17 protein-coding genes are annotated in these 18981 nt (G+C 61.3%); all 17 read right to left on the bottom strand.

The window, feature by feature from the left end; all coding sequences use genetic code 11:
* Positions 1-111: 111 nt before the first annotated feature.
* The gene (locus tag PMI22_RS03660; protein ID WP_007948642.1) at positions 112-804 is read right to left on the bottom strand and encodes a GNAT family N-acetyltransferase; all 693 of its coding nucleotides are present in this window, start codon (positions 802-804) and stop codon (positions 112-114) included.
* Positions 805-919: 115 nt separating this feature from the next.
* On the bottom strand, positions 920-1714 hold the full coding sequence (locus PMI22_RS03665; protein ID WP_007948641.1) for a ChbG/HpnK family deacetylase: 795 nt from the start codon (positions 1712-1714) through the stop codon (positions 920-922).
* On the bottom strand, positions 1686-2900 hold the full coding sequence (locus tag PMI22_RS03670) for a GNAT family N-acetyltransferase (protein ID WP_007948640.1): 1215 nt from the start codon (positions 2898-2900) through the stop codon (positions 1686-1688). The genes PMI22_RS03665 and PMI22_RS03670 overlap by 29 nt, the downstream gene beginning before the upstream one ends.
* 4 nt (positions 2901-2904) lie before the next feature.
* The gene (locus PMI22_RS03675) at positions 2905-3591 is read right to left on the bottom strand and encodes a hypothetical protein (protein ID WP_007948638.1); all 687 of its coding nucleotides are present in this window, start codon (positions 3589-3591) and stop codon (positions 2905-2907) included.
* 83 nt (positions 3592-3674) lie between these two features.
* Positions 3675-5594 (bottom strand): hypothetical protein, encoded by a 1920-nt coding sequence (locus PMI22_RS03680; RefSeq protein WP_007948637.1) that lies wholly within the window; start codon positions 5592-5594, stop codon positions 3675-3677.
* Positions 5591-6895: a lipopolysaccharide biosynthesis protein gene (locus PMI22_RS03685; protein WP_007948636.1), complete on the bottom strand. Its 1305-nt coding sequence runs from the start codon at positions 6893-6895 to the stop codon at positions 5591-5593. The genes PMI22_RS03680 and PMI22_RS03685 overlap by 4 nt, the downstream gene beginning before the upstream one ends.
* Positions 6892-7893: a polysaccharide deacetylase family protein gene (locus PMI22_RS03690; protein ID WP_007948635.1), complete on the bottom strand. Its 1002-nt coding sequence runs from the start codon at positions 7891-7893 to the stop codon at positions 6892-6894. Before PMI22_RS03690 ends, PMI22_RS03685 begins: the two co-directional genes overlap by 4 nt.
* A gap of 12 nt (positions 7894-7905) precedes the next feature.
* Positions 7906-9042, bottom strand: a complete 1137-nt coding sequence (locus PMI22_RS03695) for a glycosyltransferase (RefSeq protein ID WP_007948634.1) — start codon at positions 9040-9042, stop codon at positions 7906-7908.
* Entirely contained in the window at positions 9035-10003 is a 969-nt protein-coding gene (locus tag PMI22_RS03700) for a glycosyltransferase (RefSeq protein WP_007948633.1), read from the bottom strand. The genes PMI22_RS03695 and PMI22_RS03700 overlap by 8 nt, the downstream gene beginning before the upstream one ends.
* Positions 10000-11367 carry an O-antigen ligase family protein gene (locus PMI22_RS03705; protein WP_007948631.1) on the bottom strand — a complete coding sequence of 456 codons (1368 nt, stop codon included), beginning with the start codon at positions 11365-11367 and terminating at the stop codon, positions 10000-10002. Before PMI22_RS03705 ends, PMI22_RS03700 begins: the two co-directional genes overlap by 4 nt.
* Positions 11364-12470, bottom strand: a complete 1107-nt coding sequence (locus PMI22_RS03710; RefSeq protein ID WP_007948630.1) for a glycosyltransferase family 4 protein — start codon at positions 12468-12470, stop codon at positions 11364-11366. Before PMI22_RS03710 ends, PMI22_RS03705 begins: the two co-directional genes overlap by 4 nt.
* On the bottom strand, positions 12467-14059 hold the full coding sequence (locus PMI22_RS03715; RefSeq protein ID WP_007948629.1) for a GumC family protein: 1593 nt from the start codon (positions 14057-14059) through the stop codon (positions 12467-12469). The genes PMI22_RS03710 and PMI22_RS03715 overlap by 4 nt, the downstream gene beginning before the upstream one ends.
* A 17-nt stretch (positions 14060-14076) precedes the next feature.
* Positions 14077-15111 (bottom strand): polysaccharide biosynthesis/export family protein, encoded by a 1035-nt coding sequence (locus PMI22_RS03720; protein WP_007948628.1) that lies wholly within the window; start codon positions 15109-15111, stop codon positions 14077-14079.
* 22 nt (positions 15112-15133) lie between these two features.
* Positions 15134-15781 carry a CpsD/CapB family tyrosine-protein kinase gene (locus PMI22_RS03725; RefSeq protein ID WP_007948627.1) on the bottom strand — a complete coding sequence of 216 codons (648 nt, stop codon included), beginning with the start codon at positions 15779-15781 and terminating at the stop codon, positions 15134-15136.
* Positions 15782-16528 (bottom strand): sugar transferase, encoded by a 747-nt coding sequence (locus PMI22_RS03730; protein WP_007948626.1) that lies wholly within the window; start codon positions 16526-16528, stop codon positions 15782-15784. It abuts the gene before it with no gap.
* Complete coding sequence (locus tag PMI22_RS03735) at positions 16525-17583, bottom strand: NAD-dependent epimerase (RefSeq protein WP_007948624.1); 1059 nt, start codon at positions 17581-17583, stop codon at positions 16525-16527. The genes PMI22_RS03730 and PMI22_RS03735 overlap by 4 nt, the downstream gene beginning before the upstream one ends.
* The gene (locus PMI22_RS03740; RefSeq protein ID WP_007948623.1) at positions 17580-18932 is read right to left on the bottom strand and encodes a UDP-glucose dehydrogenase family protein; all 1353 of its coding nucleotides are present in this window, start codon (positions 18930-18932) and stop codon (positions 17580-17582) included. Before PMI22_RS03740 ends, PMI22_RS03735 begins: the two co-directional genes overlap by 4 nt.
* Positions 18933-18981 lie beyond the last annotated feature (49 nt).

Raw genomic sequence — 18981 nt, 5'->3', positions numbered from 1 at the left:
GCCGAACGCAGGCTTCGCCAGCTGCTACGGTCCGCGTTAAGGCTTAACTGATCGGCATTAGGGCTTGCCCGCGATAGCGGTGTCACTGACACCGCCGCACTCAAGTGAACCTCAAGCCTGCGCCACACCCGTCACCACTGGCCGGCCCGGTTTACGCAGCGGGTCCAGGCGTGAGCCGGTGTAGCGGGTTTCGCGGTAGAAGCGCCAGCGGCCGAACAGGCCATAGACGTGGGTCACGCGGCCCTGTTCCTGGTAACCCATGCGGATGTGCAGTTTGAGGGCCGGGATGTTGTGGGTTTCGCAGACGTCCACCACCTTGTTGCAGCCCTGTGCCTGCATCGCTTCCCACAGGGCGACTTGAACATCCACCGACAGGCTGGTGCCGAAATAGGCACGGGTCATTTCGCCGCCGAATTCGAAGAACTCGCCCGGTTTGACCGGGAACCAGCAGCCGTAATAGTGACGGTCGTGATAATCGCGGGTGCTGCCCCAGATGAACCCACACGCATGGCCTTCGTCGTCCAGGTACATATGCCCGGTGTGACCTTCGGCGGCGAGTTCGGCCATGGTGGTGACGCGGTCACCGAAATGCCGGGTGAACGCCGTGGCGTTTTCCGGGGTGATGATCACTTGGCGCAAGCCCGAATAGGGCCGCAGTTTGTGCGGCGGTACCGGGCTGACCAGGTCGCGCTCCATCCACAACAGTTCCCAATGGAAAAACACATAGCGCTTCCACAGCGTATTGAATGTGCGGATCAGGCCTTTTTGTTTGATGCGTTCGCGAAGCTTGTCGAGTGCGTTCATGAAGCCCTCCTTAGCGAAGGATTGGTCGTGCGTGGATGAAGGTAGTGATGGGTCATTTGTTTAAATTTGTGCAACAAAGTGGACGCAATTTCAGGCGTCAAAAAAATGTGATTGTTCAGTCCAGAACCGCCTCGCCGCGCTCGCTGAACGTCTTGCCCACGCCGTTGTAGGAAACCCGTTGTACCCCCGGCAAACGCTGCTCCAGCAGTGCGCTCAACGACTCGCCCTGATCAAGGTAGGCATCGCCAAAATCGGCGCCGAGCTGATTGGGGTGCGCGACGATTTCCAGCAGTCCATCCATCGGTGGCGCGGCATTGCGCAGGTCCACCGGGGTGCACACGTAGTCGGCGGTAGCGCCGGCCAGGTGGCTTAAACGCCGGTTGAGCAATTCCTTGAACAGGCGTTTGGGCAGGCTCAGGTTTTGCCCCAGGTTGCGCGCCAGCCGTACCGGCACCCCTTGGTGGGCGGCGAAGCGGGCGACGATTTGACCGATGGGCCAGATGTTGTGCACGTGTTGGTGAGAGTCCAGATGGCTGGGGCGTACACCGTTGTCCAGAAAGCGTTGCCATTGCGCCTGGAGCTCTTCGAGTACCGCATCACGATCAGGGCGGCTGAGCCACAGGCGGTGGCGGGGCAGGTTGAGGTCGAACACGCCGGCGCTGTCGCAGAAGGTGCTTCGACCCAGAATCGACTGGCTCAAGGGGCGCCCGTAGGTGAGGTTGAAGTGCAGCCCGATCCGGCCTTCGAGCATCGGATGCCGGGCCATCACACACGCCGCTTCGAAGGCGGGCATATTGGCCATGGCGGTGGCGGAGGTGATGACTCCCGCCTGAAAAGCCCCCAGGATCACCGCGTTTTCGCAGGCACTGAGGCCGAAATCGTCAGCGTTGACTATGACTTGGCGAGGCATGTTCGCTCTCCACAATAGTTGTTGTCGGCTCGGCCGCTTTGGCGAGGGGCGTGGCAACAGGCGCCCGTTTGGCCGCCGCTGCCGTACGACAGGCTTTCCACTGTTGCCAGGCAGGTTTGAGTCGTTGCCAGAAGCGCAGGGCCAGTCCGAGTGCAATCCCGCTGGCGCGCCAGGAATAGAAACTCCAGCGCCAGTGTTCCAGTTGCCCGGTCATGCGTTCGTGGAGCTGATGGCTGGAATTGTCCAGGCTGACGCGCGAGGCATCGATCCAGCGCCAGTTCTCGTCCAGCCCCCAGCGAATCCACTCATCAAGCAACACCCGGCCGCTGCCCAGGTCGGCGTATTGCGGCAGGAACGCCAGGTTGTAATCGTACAGCCGGCCCTGCTCCAGCAAGCCGAGGCGATAACTGATGCAGCGGCCGTTCAGTTCCAGCACCACCACTCGCACCAGCCCTTGTCCGGCGAGGGCGGTGAAGGCGCGGTCCATCCATTGTCGATGACGCTCGTCAGAGAAAATCCCCACGCCTTCATCGCCTTTCCAGCTCACTGCTTCGACTTCGCTGATGGCCTGCAACAACGGGCCCATGGTCGACGCGTCCGGAGTAATCCGTCGAACCTGGGCACCACAAGCGGCGATGCGTTTACGCGCACGCCGTAATTTGTAGCGCGGATCACCGGAGACTTCCTGATGGTCGGCGTCACTGATCAAGTGCACCGGCACTCGACAACTCAGCCGCCGTTGGCCGGTGGAACTGTCGGCCATCCATTGGGTCAGCGAACTCTCTAGGCCGATCGGTTCGGACAGCTCATTGAGTTGCAGCAAGGCATGGGGGAGCCGTCGACGGATCTCGATCAAGGCCTTGCGCGTATCTTCTGCACCCAGGCGCGTGAGTAAGGCGAGGCGGTCGGCGAGGGGGTAGCCCAGGTGATGCAACACCCGAAAAGGCAAACCGCCGAAGCGCTCGACAGACGCCACCAGCGGCAGGCACAACAGCAATTCAGTGCCTTGCCAGCCCAACAGCACGTGCAGGCGCTGCCCGGCGCTCAACGCCTGCTCGGACGCCGCCATCCAGGCCAACGTGTTGAATGGTGTGTGGTCCGTCACTCGCAGACGCAACGCTTCGTAAGCCGCTGCCGGGAAGTCTGAGGCGCACAGTGAAGTGCGCCATTCCAATCGTGCCACCATAAGGTCAGTTCGCCGAGGCTGGGACAGGTTCACGCGCCGGTTTGCGCAAGGCATCCAGACGCGAGCCTGTGTAACGGGTTTCGCGGTAGAAGCGCCAGCCGAACAGGCTGTACACGTTCATGATCCGCCCTTGCTCCTTGTACCCCATGCGCATGTGCAGCTTGAGGGCCGGAATGTTGTGGAACTCGCAGACATCCACCACGGTGTGGCAACCCTGGACCTGCATGGCGTGCCAAAGCTCCAGTTGCAGGTCTACCGAGAGCGTAGTGCCCCAATAGGCACGCGCCAGCTCGCCACCGAATTCGAAAAATTCGCCTTCTTTCACCGGGAACCAGCAGCCGTAGTAATGCTTGTCGTAATAGTTGCGCGCCGCGCCCCAGATGAAGGCCACGGCATCACCTTGATCGTCCAGGTGCATGTGCCCGGTGTAACCCTCGCGGGCCAGTTCGGCCATGGTCTGGACACGGTCACCGAAGTAGCGGGTGAAGGCCACGGCGTTTTGCGCGGTGATGGTTTCCACCCGCAGGGGTGGGTAGGGCCGCAGTTTGTGCGGTGGCACCGGGCTGATCAGGTCGCGCTCCATCCACAACAGTTCCTGGTGGAAAAAAACGTAGTGTTTCCACATCTTTTTGACGGTGGCGCTCAGGCCTTTCTGTTTGATGTGTTCGCTGAGTTTCTGCAAAACGCTCATCTTCTGCGCTCCTGACGGCATGGGCCGTGTTGGGAGAAATGCGTCGCGCGGCGAGGGCATGCGCGGCATAGCAATAGAAGTGTTCATGAGGCGCTCCAGCTCAGAGCGAACAAGGTTTCCCCTGGCAGATCGAAGCTGACGCGACCGTTTTGGCAGTTGAAGGGCGCGTCGCGGCTGCGGTTGTCCGCGCCCATATAACGCAACGATCCTTTGGCCAGTGGACACGCCACCCCGTTCAAGTTCACATGCTGCAAACGCCGGCCTTTATTGACCCCCAACAGGCTGCGTTTATGTTCTTCAGCCATGGCCAGCACATCGACTTCGAAGGCGTCGTTCTCCAGCCGCAGCACGTTGTGCAACCAGTGCTGCTGAATAAATTGCTGGGCAAAGCCCACGGGTTTGAGTTCGAAGCGATCCTCACCGAGGACTTTCAACATGCCCTTGGGGTAGTTCGGTTCATCGGCCGCCTGGAACCAGTTGAGCATCTCCAGCAAACCGTCCCGGGACGAATTGATGACGACCGAAGTCCACCACAGCGAGGCGAAATGGGTGTCCTGATCGTACGGGCTCAGGCTGGAGCCGCTGGACATATTGGTCTGGTCCAGCAGCAAGGCTTTGCGGGGCCGGCCCTTGGCGTCGAGACCCACCAGATCGGCGGCGCGGCGCACGCTGTCGCGATAGACCCGGGTCGCCAGCAGGTCGCGAATCATCCATTCGTGCCAGGCCAGTGCGTCGATCTGCTCGCCGGATTCCCCCAGCAGCTGTTTCGCCCAGTCGATCCCGCGTTTGTCGGCGGCGTTGTCGGTGAACGGGCCGTTGACCAGCCGTGAACTGGCCGGCATGGCGATGCGCACACCGGCCTTGGCGTTGGCCGGGTTGCTGCGCACTTGCCGGGCCATGTTGTTGAAAATGCTTTGGTACTGGGCGTAGCTCGCGTAGTTGAGATTCGGCTCATCGGCAAAACCGATGTAGTGCGTGCCCTTGCCACCGAGCGCCCGGGTCGAGGCGAGCCAGGCCTCGAGCCCGGCGTTGCTCATCGTGTCGGCGCGCAAATTGGCCTGGCGCTGGCTGCCGGCCAGCAGGGTGATGTCCTGGGTGATGCCGAAGCGGTCCTGATAGAGCTGGCGGAAGGCATCTTCGTACTGCGGCTTTTTCGCCGTGACGTCGACAAAGGTGTAATAGGCGCCGGCCTTGGGGTTGAGCGCGTCGAGCACCGCAAAACTTGCGGGCGGTGGCATCACGTAGGGCAGGGCGATGCCCAGGTTCGGCGTCGGGCCCAGCACGTCTTTGCCCAGGGTCAGGCGCACGTCGCCGGCATCTTCGCGCAACGGTTTGAGCTGCTGTGCGTCTTGGGCGAACAGGTTGGCGGCGCCATCGAGCCAGAACGCGACCTTGCCGCTGCCTTGCAGGCGCAGGCGCCACACTTGTTCGTTTGGCGTGACAGGTAACTCGACCTTGTCGAACTGCCAATAGGCCCGATACGGTTTCAGCGCCACCGTCAGCTGTTTGCCGTCGCCCACCCGCTGCGCTTGCAGGGCGCTGACGCCACCGTGGAATTTCCCGGCCAGGACCGCGTGTTCACCCGGCGCGACTTTGAAGTACAACTCGTCGCCATCGTGGGTTTCGGCACTGAAATGCACCTTGGCGGGGGCAAACAGCGCCACCGTGCTGTCGCTATGTTCGACTGTGTAGCGGCGAAAGCTGTAACCCGCAATCTCCAGTTGATAGCTGGCCGCATTCGGCGCCAAGGGCCAGCTCTGGGTGCCGCTCAATTCACTGGCGGCGATTTTGCGCTCAGCCTGAAGTTTGCCTGTGCCGTCGAGCAGATACAGATGTTCTTCGTTGGCGTCCGCCTGCCACGCCGGGGTCCAGCGCACCGTCAACGTGTCGGGTTGTTCCGTTTGCAGGTACAGACTGCCGTCGCGAATGTCCGCCCAGCGCATCGGCCCGGCGTAGGCGTCGAGCGTCAGCCCCAGGCTCACCAGCAGCGCGAAGTACCTCATGCCGACTTCCTTTGCAGCATCAGCAGCATGGGCGCCACGTCGCTGGGCAAGATGATCAGGGTTTGCCAGACCGGCACGCCGCTCAATCGGCAATACATCACCAGCAGCGCCACCGTCACCGCCAGGTACGCGATGGAGGAAGCGGCCGCCGCGCCAACGATGCCGTAGACCGGAATCAACACCAGGTTCAGCGCCAGATTGAGCAGGGCGCCGAGGCCCATCAACAGGGAAATGCTGCCGGGACGGTTCTTGCCCAGCAGGTCCAGGCGCAGGATGCTGGCATAGCACAGGCCGAGCAGCCCCGGCAGCAACGCCAGCAGCGCCGGATACGCTGGTTGATACGCCACACCGAACAGCGTGACGATCAGCCATTCACCGATCACTGCCATGGTCAGGCAGGCGCCGAGCATCACCGTGGCCGTCAGGCGCAGCGCCAGCGGCGTGACCTTGTCGATGCCTTCTTCCTGTTGCAGCAGGCGTTTCATCAGCGGTGTGGTCACGGCTTCCGGCACGATCAACAGCAACTCGGCGGCGGCGCTGGCCATGGCGTAATGCCCCAGCGCAGTGCTGCCGAGCAGGGCGCCGATGAACAAATAATCGGAACGCAGAATCACTTGCTGGAACAACAAATCCGGATGGCTGCGCGCGCTGAAGCGCAGCAGTTCGTTCTGACTGGCGCGGTCCCATTGCAACGTCAATGGCTGCTCGCGTTTGAGCCAGACCCAGCCCGCCAGCACCACGAGGCTGATCCCCGCCAGCCAACTGATCAGTGCAGCTTCCAGGGCCGCGTTTTTCCACATCCAGAACAGCGCGAGAAACAACAGCAGCGGCGTCAGGGATTCCATCAGGCGCAAGGCGTTGAACGCGACTACGCCGCCCGAGGCGTTGTGCAGCGTCAGCAGCCCGCTTTTAAGCACCGTCAGCGGCACCGCCAGCAGCAACAGCCAGGCAAGCAAACCCAGTTGCATCGTGATATCGAGTTCGCTGCCGAATTCGCGCACCAGCGCCACCACCAGCAAGGTCAACAACGCCGCGAGCAAACAGCCGAACACCAACACCTGACACAGCAACAAGCCCATGGGCCGTTGCTTGGCCGCTTGATAACCGACTGCCGAGTTCAGCCCGCCGCTGGTGGCGGCGCTGATCAGGTCGGGCAGGGTGCTGAGCAGGGCAAACAACCCGCGCTCGCTGGGGCCGAGAATCCGCGCCAGCAACACATTGCGCAGCAGCCGCAACGCAATCATCGCCAATTTGGTGCCCATGCTCAGGGCCAGATGCTTGAGATAATGGCTACGGCTCATGCGCGGCCCCCGCGATACAAACGCCACGACAGCAACTGTGGATTGCATGCCACGCGTTGGCTGACGCCCAAACGCGGCAAGTTCAAGGGATCATTGGTACCGCGATATATACCGGTGCCGGTACCGAGGGCGAACGGGAAGCCGTGCGTGGCGACCTGTTCGCGCACCCGCGCATCGTTGTCGCCGTTGGGGTAGCAATAGACCGGCAGCGGGCGGCTGCAACCGTCGCGCAGGGCATCGCGGCTGCGGCTCAGTTCTTCGTGCAAGCGCTGGTCATCAAGACCGGTGAAGATCGCGTGACTGGCGCCATGGGGGCCGAAACGCACCAGCCCCGAGGCTTCCAGCGAGCGCACCTGATGCCAGTCCAGCGCTTGGGGCAATGACTCGTCCGGGCAGGCATCGGTCAGTCGGTTCAGCGTCATCGGGCTCAGGGTTTTCAGGCTTTGCAGAAAATGCAGCAAGGCCAGACTGCGACGCTCCACATCCAGCTCAGCGAATGGCTCGGGCAATGGCCGACCGGCCTGTTGCAGGCTCGTGATCAACAGCAATTGAGCCCGTCTCCCATGGCTGCCCCACAGGGTTTCACCGATGCTTTCCCACCAGAACCGCTGACGGCTGCCGATGAAATCGGTGGAGAGGAAAATGCTCGCCGGCACCTGATATTTTTGCAGCAGCGGGTAGGCGTTCAACGCATTGTCGCGCCAGCCATCGTCGAAGGTCAGGGTGATTTTCGGCCGTTCCGAGCGGACTTTGCCCGGTTGAAAAATCTCCATCAGCGGCACGCAGTCGAAGTGTTTTTTCAGCCACACCAGCAAGTGTTCGAACGCTTTTGGCCCGACGCACAGCTCATTGCGATGAGGCAGGGCGGCTGCCGGGTCGTCAGCCAGCACCCGATGCAACATCAGGATCACCCCGGCGCCTTGCAGCTGATTGCGCCCCACCGGCGAGTTGAGATAGAGCCAGCCACTGGTGCGCTTGAGTAATTGTTTGATCGCCATGGCTCAGTCCTTTCAACGATTCTGTTCGGGATTCCATTGCGCGTACCGCTGGCCGCGCAGGAACTGCCACAGGCCGATACTCATCCCGGCCAGGGTCACCAGCAGGAACGCGGCAAGGCGAAAGGGTTTGGGCAAGCGATGTTGCGAATCCAGCAGGCCGGCGATGGCAATGGCATAACCGGACACCTGCGCAATCAGGCTCAGGCGATAAAAACCGTGGTCTTCCCACAGCCAGAAATTGCTCAACAGCAACGGCAACAACAGGATCGGTGCCAGTCGCCGGATCAATTTGTGGCTGATCAAGGCGATGGAATACAGGCCATGTCTGAACGGATTGAGCAGCTCGCGGCGCTGCGCCAGGCTTTGCAGACCGCCGACGGTGACCCGCTGACGGCGGCGAAATTGCTTGTCGGCTTCATCGACGCCGTGGTCGATGACCTGCGCCTCAGGCACATAGACGATGCGTTTGAACGCGACTGGCGCGCAGGTACTGATGAAGAAGTCGTCGTTGACCTCCGCCGGCACGTTCTGGAACAACTCGCGACGCAATGCCAACAGCGCGCCGTCGGCCGAAACCATGCAACCGGTGCGATTTTCCACCCGACGCAGCCAGCCTTCATAGTGCCGATACAGGCTGTCACCGATGCTCAAGCCTTTGCCGGTGACCGGGATCACCATGTGCCCGGCACAGGCACCGACCTGCGGATCGCAGAGCGGCGCGAGCAAATGACCGAGGGTGTCGCGCGACCATTGGTTGTCGGCATCGGTGAATACCAGGATATCGCCAGTGCTCAGTGCCACGCCGGCATTCAGCGTCGCGGCCTTGCCCTGGCGTGGCAGGTCGAGCACGGTGATGCGCGGGTCGACCACTTTGCGCGCGCAGGCCACCGTGTCATCGGTCGAGCCGTCGCTGGCCAGAATGATCTGCAGCGAGGCCGGCTGATAGTCCTGGGCAAGCAGGGTGCGCAGCTTGTGTTCGATGTGCCGCGCTTCGTTGTGCGCGGCAATCACCACGCTCACGTTCATCGGCTCCGGCGCGGCATGACGCCGCACCGCAAACATCGGCGCCAGCAGGGTCAGCAACAGTGGATAGCCGAGGTAGGCGTAAACCGGGAGCAGCAGGCACGACCAGAAAATGAATTCAGCCACGGGCGGGTCTCCTGGCATTCCAATGACACAGGCTGAGAACCAGTGCGGCGCCGGCCAGGTGCAGGCGCACCCAGTGCAGGCCCCACAGCTGAAGGGTCAGGAACTGGTCGCGATGCTTGTGGCTCTGGCGCACGCTCAGGATCAGCGCCGGCAACAACGTCAGCGACAACATGAACGCCGCATGGTGCGGGAAGCCATCGAGCAAGGCAGAGATCGCCAGGAAATCCAGGAGCCATGCAACCAGCGACAACAGGGGAAAGCGCAGCAATCGCAGGCTCAGGCCATGGGTGCGGAGCAATTGCACGTGGCTACTCTGGCGCCACATTTCCTTGCCCATCCACTCGCGCCAGTTCATTTCGTAGCCCCAGTGCAGGGCCACGCTTTCATTGATCGCCAGGAGCCGTGCGCCGGCCATGTGCTGGCGCAAGGTGAAATCCTTGTCTTCGCCGGTGCGCAGGCTTTCGTTGAAGCCATCGACCTTGTCGAACCAGCTGCGTCGCATCAGCAGGTTGGAGCTGGGCAGCCAATCCACCGTGCGAACGCCCTCAGCCGCAGGGCGTAATGTGCGACGTTGCCAGGCCGTGGCGTACCACGGTGCCTGGGCCGGGGTGTGCAAATCCAGGCCGAACACATCGGCTTGCCCCGTTTTTTCGATATCGATCAGTGGCGTCAGCCAGTCTTCGGGCATTTCGACGTCGGCGTCGATAAACGCCAGCCACTCACCAGTGGCGACGGCCGTGCCGCGATTGCGCAGGGCGCCGATCAGTATCCCCGGCTGCACCAGCACCTGAGCACCGAATTGCCGGGCAATTTGCGGACCTTCATCTTGCGAGCCGTTGTCGACCACGATCAACTCACATTCCAGATTGGCGGCGTGCGCGGCTTTTTGAGCGGCCAGCAAGGTGCGGGCGATGTGTCGCGCTTCGTTGTACATCGGAATCACAATGCTGATTCGGCTCATGCCTTGGCCTCCCTGGGCGGACTTTCTTCGGCTTTCAAACGCAATACACTGGTCAGCGCGAGCATGATCCACACGTACTTCTGGTTCGGCGCGCTGAGGAACATCAGGAACAGGGTCAACGCCAGAAAACTCATCGCCAGGTGCGTCATCAAATCGGCCTGTTCCCGGTTATCTCGCTGCATCCACACGCGGCGGGCGCGGATCAGGTTGTACAAGCCGAGGGCGAGCATGCCGACGAACAACAGGCCGGCGGGAATCCCCAGTTCGCTGAAGATTTCCAGGTAAGTATTGTGGGCACGGCGGTACAGGTCGCCGATTTTGCGGTTGGCGGAAAACGCCTTGGCATAACCGGTGGTGGCGTAGTGCAGCGGGAAGGTGCCGGGGCCGGAGCCCAGCAGCGGGTTCTCGCGAATCATCGCGCTGCCGACCACAATGTATGACGCGCGGCGACCGAGGGATTCATCCTGACTCTTGGGCCCCGCGCTCAAGATACTCAGGGACTGGATGCGGGCGACATAACCGGCCGGCATCGCATAGATCGCCAACGCAATCACGATCACCGAGCCGAGCATGGCAAACCCCAGGTGCCGTGGGCGGATACGCGACAACTCGGCGCGGTAGTGCCAGGCGCCGATCATCAGGCTGAGAAACAACACCACCAGCCCGGAGCGCGATTCGGTCTTGGTCATGCCGCCGAGCAGCAACACACAGCAACCGCCCCAGACCAGTCGATGCAACAGGTTCGGACTGCGGATCACCAGCCACAAGCCCAGCGGCACGGCGAAGGAGATCAGCATGGCAAAGGCGTTCGGGTCTTCCAGCAACCCGGCGGCGCGCCCCTGGTCCTGATATTTGCTGGAGAACATCGCCAGCACGCACGTCATCGTGACGCTGACGGTGACCAGTCTGGCGAACAGGTCTAGGTTCAGTTCACGGCCGATCAGCAGTGTGATCACAAACAGGATCAGGCCGACACTCAGTTCCCGCAGGTGTCCCATCGACATGCCCATGTCGTCGGTGTTCAACAGACTGAGCAGGTACAGCACCAGAAACCCGATCAGGTAGCGCCAGATATTGCTGCGCAGGCGTTCGGACGGAATCTGCCGCAGGGCCAGTTGCAGCATCAGGATCAGCGCCAGCGACGCGCCGATGAACTTGGTGCCCGACAGCGAACTGTCCTTGAAGAACCCCTCGAACGGCACCAGCGCCGCGATCCCGAGCAAACCCCAGGTGGGCTTGCGGTACAGCAGCGCGACGCCGACCAAACCCAACACCGCGCCCGGAGCCAGATACGGATAAGGACTGGCCAGCAAACCGAGGCAGACAAGGCCGAGCAGACTGACGATCGAGAGTGGAAAAATCACGCGCGTGCCTCCCGTGCAGTACGGTCATACAGCTGCGACCAGCGTTCGGCCAGGGCCTTGAGGTCGTAACGATCCCGTTGCGTACGTTTTGCATTGTCGATCAGCATCTGTGCCAACACCGGTTCTCTGAGCAACGCGCTGATCTGGCGGGCGAGGGCGGTGCTGTCGGCGGGTGATGCCAGCAAGCCGTTGTGCCGGTCTTGCAGCACATCGGGAATCCCGCCGACGCCGAACGCCACCACCGGAACACCGGCTTGCATCGCTTCGAGCAAAATCATCGGCGTGCCTTCGGTGCGCGAGCTGATCACCAGCGCATCGAGCTGGCGCCACCACGCATTCATCTCGGTCTGATAACCCGGCAGGGTGATGCGCGCTTGCAAACCGGCGGCGTTGATCCGTGCCAGCAGCGTTTCCCGCTCCGGGCCATCGCCGAGCATCACGGCGTTCAGTTGTGGGTGTTGCTGACAGAGTGGAATCAGCGCATCGAGAAACAGGTCCGGGCCTTTTTCACTGCTCAGGCGCCCGACGTAGCCAGCCAGCCAACGCTGTCGATCAACGCTTTGCGGTAAGTCGTGCGACAACACGGCGGCAGCGGCCGGCAATCCGTTGGGAATCACCTGAAGTTTGTCCGCCCGCACGCTGGCCTGGCGGCACAGCGTGGCGATGCTTTCGGCGACGCAGACCACGCGATTGACCGAAGCGGTGCGGCACAGTTGCAGGCTCAGCCAGGTGTAGAACTTCTGCTTGCGGCTGCGCGGGGTGAATCCGTGCTGGGTGATCACCAGCGGCAAGCGCAACAGCGTTGCACAGATCCAGCCAAACAACAGGCCTTTGAAGTTGTGCGTGTTGATCAGCGGATGCTCAGCCCGGCGTTGACGCAAATGCGCCAGCAACGCCCCCAGTCCGGCACAGCTCCGGCAGTCCACCCCGGCCTCGCGAAACCGGGCGATCAGTGCTGGCGGCGCATCGAGAAACAGCACCTGGTGCTGCCCCGGCGTTGCCAGACAATGGTCCAGCAGCATCCGCTCAGCCCCATAGAACCCACCGCTGCTGAGCAAATGAATGATCGGCAGGGCGGTGGCAGGGTTGAGCGGCGCGTTCAATTGCGCACCCAATGCACAAGGCTTGGCACAGACCAGTTCCTGTGCGGATTGGCCGGTTCGACGTTCTGATCGTTGATGACCAACAGCACCGGCAAGCCCAATTCGTGGGTGATTTGCGCCGGGGCCTTGAAGCGGTGATCGAAGAACTCACGCACGTAGACCAGGGCAATCGCCAACAGCAAACCGGTGAACAAGCCGAACGGGATGATCAGCAGCGGCTTTGGAAACGCCGCTTCGGTCGGTTCGTACGGCGGGCTCAGGACTCGGGCGTTGGACAGGTCGTTGTCCAGCGAACGGGCGGTGCTGCTTTCGGCAAAGCGCTGCGCGTAGGTGGAGAACGCAGCGTGCAAGGCGTCGATCTCGGTGTCCATCTGCCGCAGCTTGCTCTGGGTTTCCTGCAACTGGTGGATGCGGTTTTTGAATTCGGCAATGCGCGCAGTCTTCTGGTCGATCACCGAGCTGACAATCGCCAGGTCGTTGGTGCGTTCCTGAATCCGGTTACTGACCACTTTCAAAAACTGCTGACGGGTGCGAGAGATCTGCTCGCGGGTCAGCAACATCGGCTCGCTGCCTGGCTGGAAGATCGCCAGGTCGTTCATGTAGCGGCTGACCTGATTGGTCAGGGCTTCACCCATCTGTTTGATCTCGCGATCTTCAAACGCCACGTTGTCCACGGTGGTGGTGAAGGTGTAGGGGAAGGTGTAGTCGTTGAGTTTGTTATTGCTGGCGGCGGCGAGGCTGGTTTTCAGGTAGTCGAGCCAGCGTTGGCTCTGCAGGCGACGGTCCTGGTACAGGTTGAGCGCTTGCTCCTCGGTGTTGATCGCGTTGAGGCGGAAGGTGATTTCTTCCTTCGGGTCGGACGAGCCGACGCCTTCGAGCAATGCCAGTCGGGTACCTTCCAGGCCATCAAGGCGTTGCTGATATTGATGCTTCTTGGTTTCGTAGAAGGTCTGCGGCAAGTCGATCGATTGCAGTTCCTGACGGCTGGCGAGGTAGTTTTGCAGCAACGCGGCGACAAACTTCGTGCCCTGTTGCGGATCACCGAAGCTGTAGATGATCGAGATCACGTTGGAGCCCGGCAGGGTTTCAATCTTGAGTTTGTCGATGGCCTCCTGGGTCAACGCATCCAGCGTGGTGTCGCGCACCGGATCGGTTTCCATGCCCAGTGCGGCTTTTTCCGGGTTGATCACGTGCTCACGCAACGGCGAGGTGATGAAACGTTTGATGGGCTGAAGGACCAGTTTGTTGAACACGCTGGGGGCAGGGGTGTACTCGCCCTTTTCCCGCAGCTCGCTGATGGTCTGGCGGATCAGGGCCGGCGAACGCAGGATGTTGCTCTCGGTTTCCATGTCCGCCAGCGACGGCGGAATGAAGGTGGCGTTGTCCACGGTCAGTGACGTGGTGGCGTCACCCTGGGAGAGTTTTTTCGATTGCACGATAACTTGCGCAGTGATGTCGAAGCTCTGTTTGAGCATCAGCGGCAAGACCAGGGCGATCACTGCAAAGACCAGGAATACCCGCTTCACCAACTGCTTGTTGGCGAAGAAGATCCTGAAGAACTCGTGCAGGTAGTTTTCCTTTGGATTCATGTCAGGTCACCTGAGAGTCAGTTGTTGTTATTGCTGTCTTTGTCGTCGACGCGGTAGCCGAAGCTGAAGCCGACACCCTGGAACAACACCACGTCCGCCAGTTGCCGTGCGAGTTCCCCGGCGCTGGCCAGTTTGGTCTTGGGCACATAGAGCATGTCATCCGGTTGCAGGTAGGCGATTTGCGAGGCATCGCCGGCCAGGGCCTTTTCCACGTCATACCGACGGGCCTGAACCTGATTGCCGTTGCGACGCATGATCACCACCGAATCGAGCCGCGCCTTGGCGTTGCTGCCACGGGCCAGGGTCAGCGCTTCAAGCACCGAGACCGGCCGGCGGATCGGGTAGGAACCCGGCTGGCCGACTTCACCGAGCACATAGATTTCGTTGCCCGCCGTGGACTTGAGCAGCACGTCGACCGTCATCCGCCCCGGTAATTGCGCGTAGCGTTTGTTGAGGAAGGCTTCCAGTTGGTTGACGGTCATGCCTTGCAGCGGCACGGCGCCGATTTCCGGGAAGCTGGCGTAGCCGTCGGTGCCGACGGTGATCTCCCGGCTCATGCCGGTGGCGGGGTGGTTCAGGGCACTTTTGAGGTTTGTTTCGTTGCTCAGCGGGCTGATGACTTGCACCGTCAGCTGGTTGCGGTTGGGCTGGAACAGCTGTTTGCGTTGATAGGCACGCTGGATTTCCTCACGCGCCTGGTCACTGGTCAGCCCGGCAATTTTCACCGAGGTGTTGGCGCCTGGCAGCTCGATGGTGCCGTCGGGCAGCACCAGTTGATTGCCGTTGAGCTGGCTGGCCGCCGTGAAGTTCAGGCCGATCTGGTCACCGGACTGGATGTGGTAGGCGTCCGAGCCGCTGGTGCTGATGTGGAAGATCACGTCCAGCACGTCCTGTGGCCGCAAGGTCTGTTCGATCTTGGGCATGTCGGTGGCCTGGGCGTTGGCCGGTGCGGCCGTGAGGATCTGCACCGGCATGTTCTGGGTTTCACTGGAGTCAGTGCTGGAGCAACCTGCAAGCGGCAGCAACAGCAGGACAAGCATTTTGGCGTTCATGGCGTCATCCCTTTCTGGTTGCTTACAGGTTTTTGTACAGCCATTTCGGCATGTAGTACTTGCGACGGTTGAACACGCTGCCCACCAGTTTTGCGCCGGCCTGGGTCAGGCGCTGGACCGCGGCTTGCGCCACTTCCCAGCGGGTGTCTTCCGCGCGCACGACCATGATCACGCCGTCCACCTGCGTGCTGATGACCAGCGTGTCGGCGGCGGAATACACCGCGTCGCCGTCGATCACCACAAAGCGATACTGGCTGGTGAGTTGATCGAGCAACGGGCTCATGCTCTCGGCTGTCAGGTGTTCGGTGCCGCGTGCGTACCGGCCGTTGGGCAGAATGTCGAAGGGCAAACTGGCGACATTCACCACACAGTCCTGCAGCAACGGCGGGGTTTGCGTATTGAATATCAAGTCGCGAAAACCACGCTCTTTGCCGAGCCCGAGCTGTTGCGTGAGGTTGGTCGAGGACTCGCTGGCGTCGACCAGCAACACCTGGCCGCTGCTCATTTGTGCCAGTTGACTGGCCAGCACCAGGGCGCTGGTGGTGGTGCCCGCGCCGGGGTTGGCGGCAGTGAGCAGGAGAATCCGCAGATCTTGATCGAGCACGGTCGAAGTCAGGTTGGACTCACTCGGGCTGGCGATGCTCAGGCTTTTGTTGGATGAACCGTCCATTTAACTCGCTCCGTGGCCGCTGAATACTTTGAAGGGGGTTTTCAACAGGATCTTCAGATCAAGCAACAGGCTCTGCTCGGCGATGTAGCTGAGGTCCAACTCAACGCGCTGGTCGAAGTCAATATTGCTGCGCCCGGAGATCTGCCAAAGGCCGGTCATGCCGGGGTAGATGCTCAGGCGTACAAGGTGGTTATCCTTGTAGCGGTAGGCGTTGAACGAAGTAGGTCTGGGACCTACTAAACGCATGTCACCGGTCACTACATTGATCAGGTTCGGCAGCTCATCCAGGCTGCTGCGCCGCAGGAAGCCGCCGATACCGGTGATGCGCGGGTCCTTGTCGATCTTGAAATCGATGGCGTCGGCACCGTGCTTGTTCATGTGCCGCAGGGACTCCTTGAGCTCCTCGGCGTTGGCCACCATGGTGCGGAATTTGTACATGCCGAACTTGCGGCCGCGGTAGCCCGTGCGTTTCTGCACGAACATCACCGGCCCCGGGCTGCTGAATTTGATGGCCAGCGCCAGGACCAGCAGCAGCGGCGAAATCAACACCAGAATCATCAGCGCGCCGAGGCAGGCAACCACTCGGTTAGTGCGCGACAACGTCCAGGGACGCCCACCTTCACGGCCGGTCATCCAGCCACACCCTTGCCGGTGAATCGCCGCATCCATGCGTATCCGGTGCTCGGGATCGAGGCGTTTATCCCGCAGCATTTGTTTAACGGGCACACTCTGTTCATGTCCAGTCATAAGGTCCTCCGCTGAAGTTCAGCCGCTAGCGGCGCGTGGGCGATAGGCAGTTCGTAGTAATCACGGAACCAGGCGATAAAGCGCCCGAGTCCCTCATCCAGCTCGATACGTGGCTGGAAACCGGTGGCGCGTGCCAGGTCGCTGGCATCGGCGCAGGTGTTGAGTACGTCGCCCGGCTGCAGCGGCAGCAATTCGACAATGGCCTGTTGTCCGAGGTGTTTTTCCAGCAGCGCCAGGTAAGCCTTGAGCTCCACCGGGTGCTGGCCACCAATGTTGAAGATGCGCCACGGCGCCATGCTGCTGGCCGGGTCCGGTTGCTCGCGATCCCATTCGGCGTTGGCCTGCGGTGGGTGCTCGATCAGGCGAGCGATGCTTTCGATGATGTCGTCGATATAGGTGAAGTCGCGCTGATGTTCGCCGTAGTTGAACAGCTTCAGCGGCTGGCCCTCGGCGATGGCGCGGGCGAACTGGATCGGCGACATGTCTGGCCGGCCCCACGGCCCGTACACGGTGAAAAAGCGCAGGCCGGTGCTGGGAATGGCAAACAGGTGGCTGTAGCTGTGGGCCATCAGTTCATTGGCTTTTTTGCTCGCGGCATACAGCGACAGCGGGTGATTGACGCCGTCCTGCACTGAGTACGGCGTATGCTGGTTGGCGCCATACACCGAACTGGACGAGGCGTAAATCAAGTGCTTGACCGAGTGCCGGCGGCAGCTTTCGAGGATGTTGAGGAAACCGATCAAATTGCTGTCGAGGTAGGCTCGCGGGTTCTCCAGTGAGTAACGCACCCCGGCCTGGGCGGCCAGGTGGATCACCACCTCGGGTTGTTCACGTTCGAACAGGGCTTCGATGGCCGATGCATCGGCCAGGTCCATCGTGGCGAGCTGGAAATGACCGACCTGATCACGCACCCAATCCACTCGATCGCGTTTGAGTTGCGGGTCGTAGTAATCGTTGAAGTTATCGAGGCCGAACACCTGGTGCCCGTCGCGCAACAACCGCAACACGCAATGGGCGCCAATGAAACCGGCCGCTCCGGTGACGAGCATCTTCATGGGCGCGGCGCCTCGGGTGCTATGTGCCGCAAACCGATACCGCTGTAGTGCAAGCCGGCGGTGGCAACCTGCTCCGGGTTATAGAGGTTGCGACCGTCAACGATCACCCGTGAACGCAATTTGCTCGCCAGCAGGTCGAAGTCGACCACCCGGAAGTTCTTCCACTCGGTGCAGATCACCAGCGCGTCGGCGTCTTCCAGGGTGTCGTCACGGGTGGCGCACAAATGCAGGTCCTTGCGGTAGCCGTAAATGCGCCGGCATTCGGACATGGCTTCCGGGTCATAAGCCTGCACAGTCGCGCCTTCGGCCCAAAGGGCTTCCATCAGATAACGGCTGGGGGCTTCGCGCATGTCATCGGTGTTGGGTTTGAACGCCAGGCCCCAGACCGCGATGGATTTGCCCGCCAGTCCACCCTTCAATTGCGCCTTGAGTTTGCCGAAAAGGATGTGGCGCTGGGTGTCGTTGACGTCGGTGACGCTGCGCAACAGGCGCAATGGCATGCCGTTGTGTTCGGCGGTGTGCAGCAGGGCGCGCAGATCTTTGGGGAAGCACGAGCCACCGAAGCCGCAGCCGGGGTAAATAAAGTGATAACCAATGCGCGGGTCGGAACCGATGCCTCGGCGCACCGCTTCAATGTCGGCCCCCAACAACTCGGTGAGGTTGGCCAATTCATTCATAAAGCTGATGCGCGTGGCGAGCATTGCATTGGCGGCGTACTTGGTCAGCTCGGCGCTGCGGTTGTCCATGAACATGAGCTTTTCATGGTTGCGGCAGAACGGCGCGTAAAGCTCGCTCATTTGGCTGCGGGCTTGCTCGTCGTGTGTGCCGACGATGATCCGGTCCGGGCGCATGCAATCGGCGAGGGCGCTGCCTTCCTTGAGAAACTCCGGGTTGGACACCACCCGCACCTTCAGCGCGCTCTTGCCCCGGCGCTGCAGTTCATCGTTGGCGGCGTCGGCCACCTGGTCCGCCGTGCCCACCGGCACGGTGGACTTGATGATGAAGGTGCGATCAGCCTCCATATGGTTGGCGATCTGGCGAGCGACATTCAGCACATGGCTGAGGTCGGCGGAACCGTCTTCGTCGGCAGGCGTTCCCACGGCAATGAAAATCAGCTCGGCGTGTTCGACCGCATCGCTGGCCTGGGTGGTAAACAGCAATCGACCGGCCTTGATGTTCTCTTCCAACGTGCTGGAAAGTCCCGGTTCGCTGATTGGCGGCACTGCTTGTTGCAGTTGTTTGATCTTGTTTGGATCAATGTCGACACACAAGACGCGATGTCCGACATCGGCCAGTGCAGCTGCTTGTATCAGGCCAACATAGCCCGTACCAAATACGCTCACGTCCATATTGGCGTGCCTCGTAAGACGGTTGAAATCCCCCGGTGTCAGGATAGTT

This window comes from Pseudomonas sp. GM21 (assembly GCF_000282215.1).
In the GTDB taxonomy this organism is placed as follows: Bacteria; Pseudomonadota; Gammaproteobacteria; order Pseudomonadales; family Pseudomonadaceae; genus Aquipseudomonas.
Note: the sequence above shows the minus strand (reverse complement) of the source record. Positions and strands in the feature narration are given on the sequence as shown.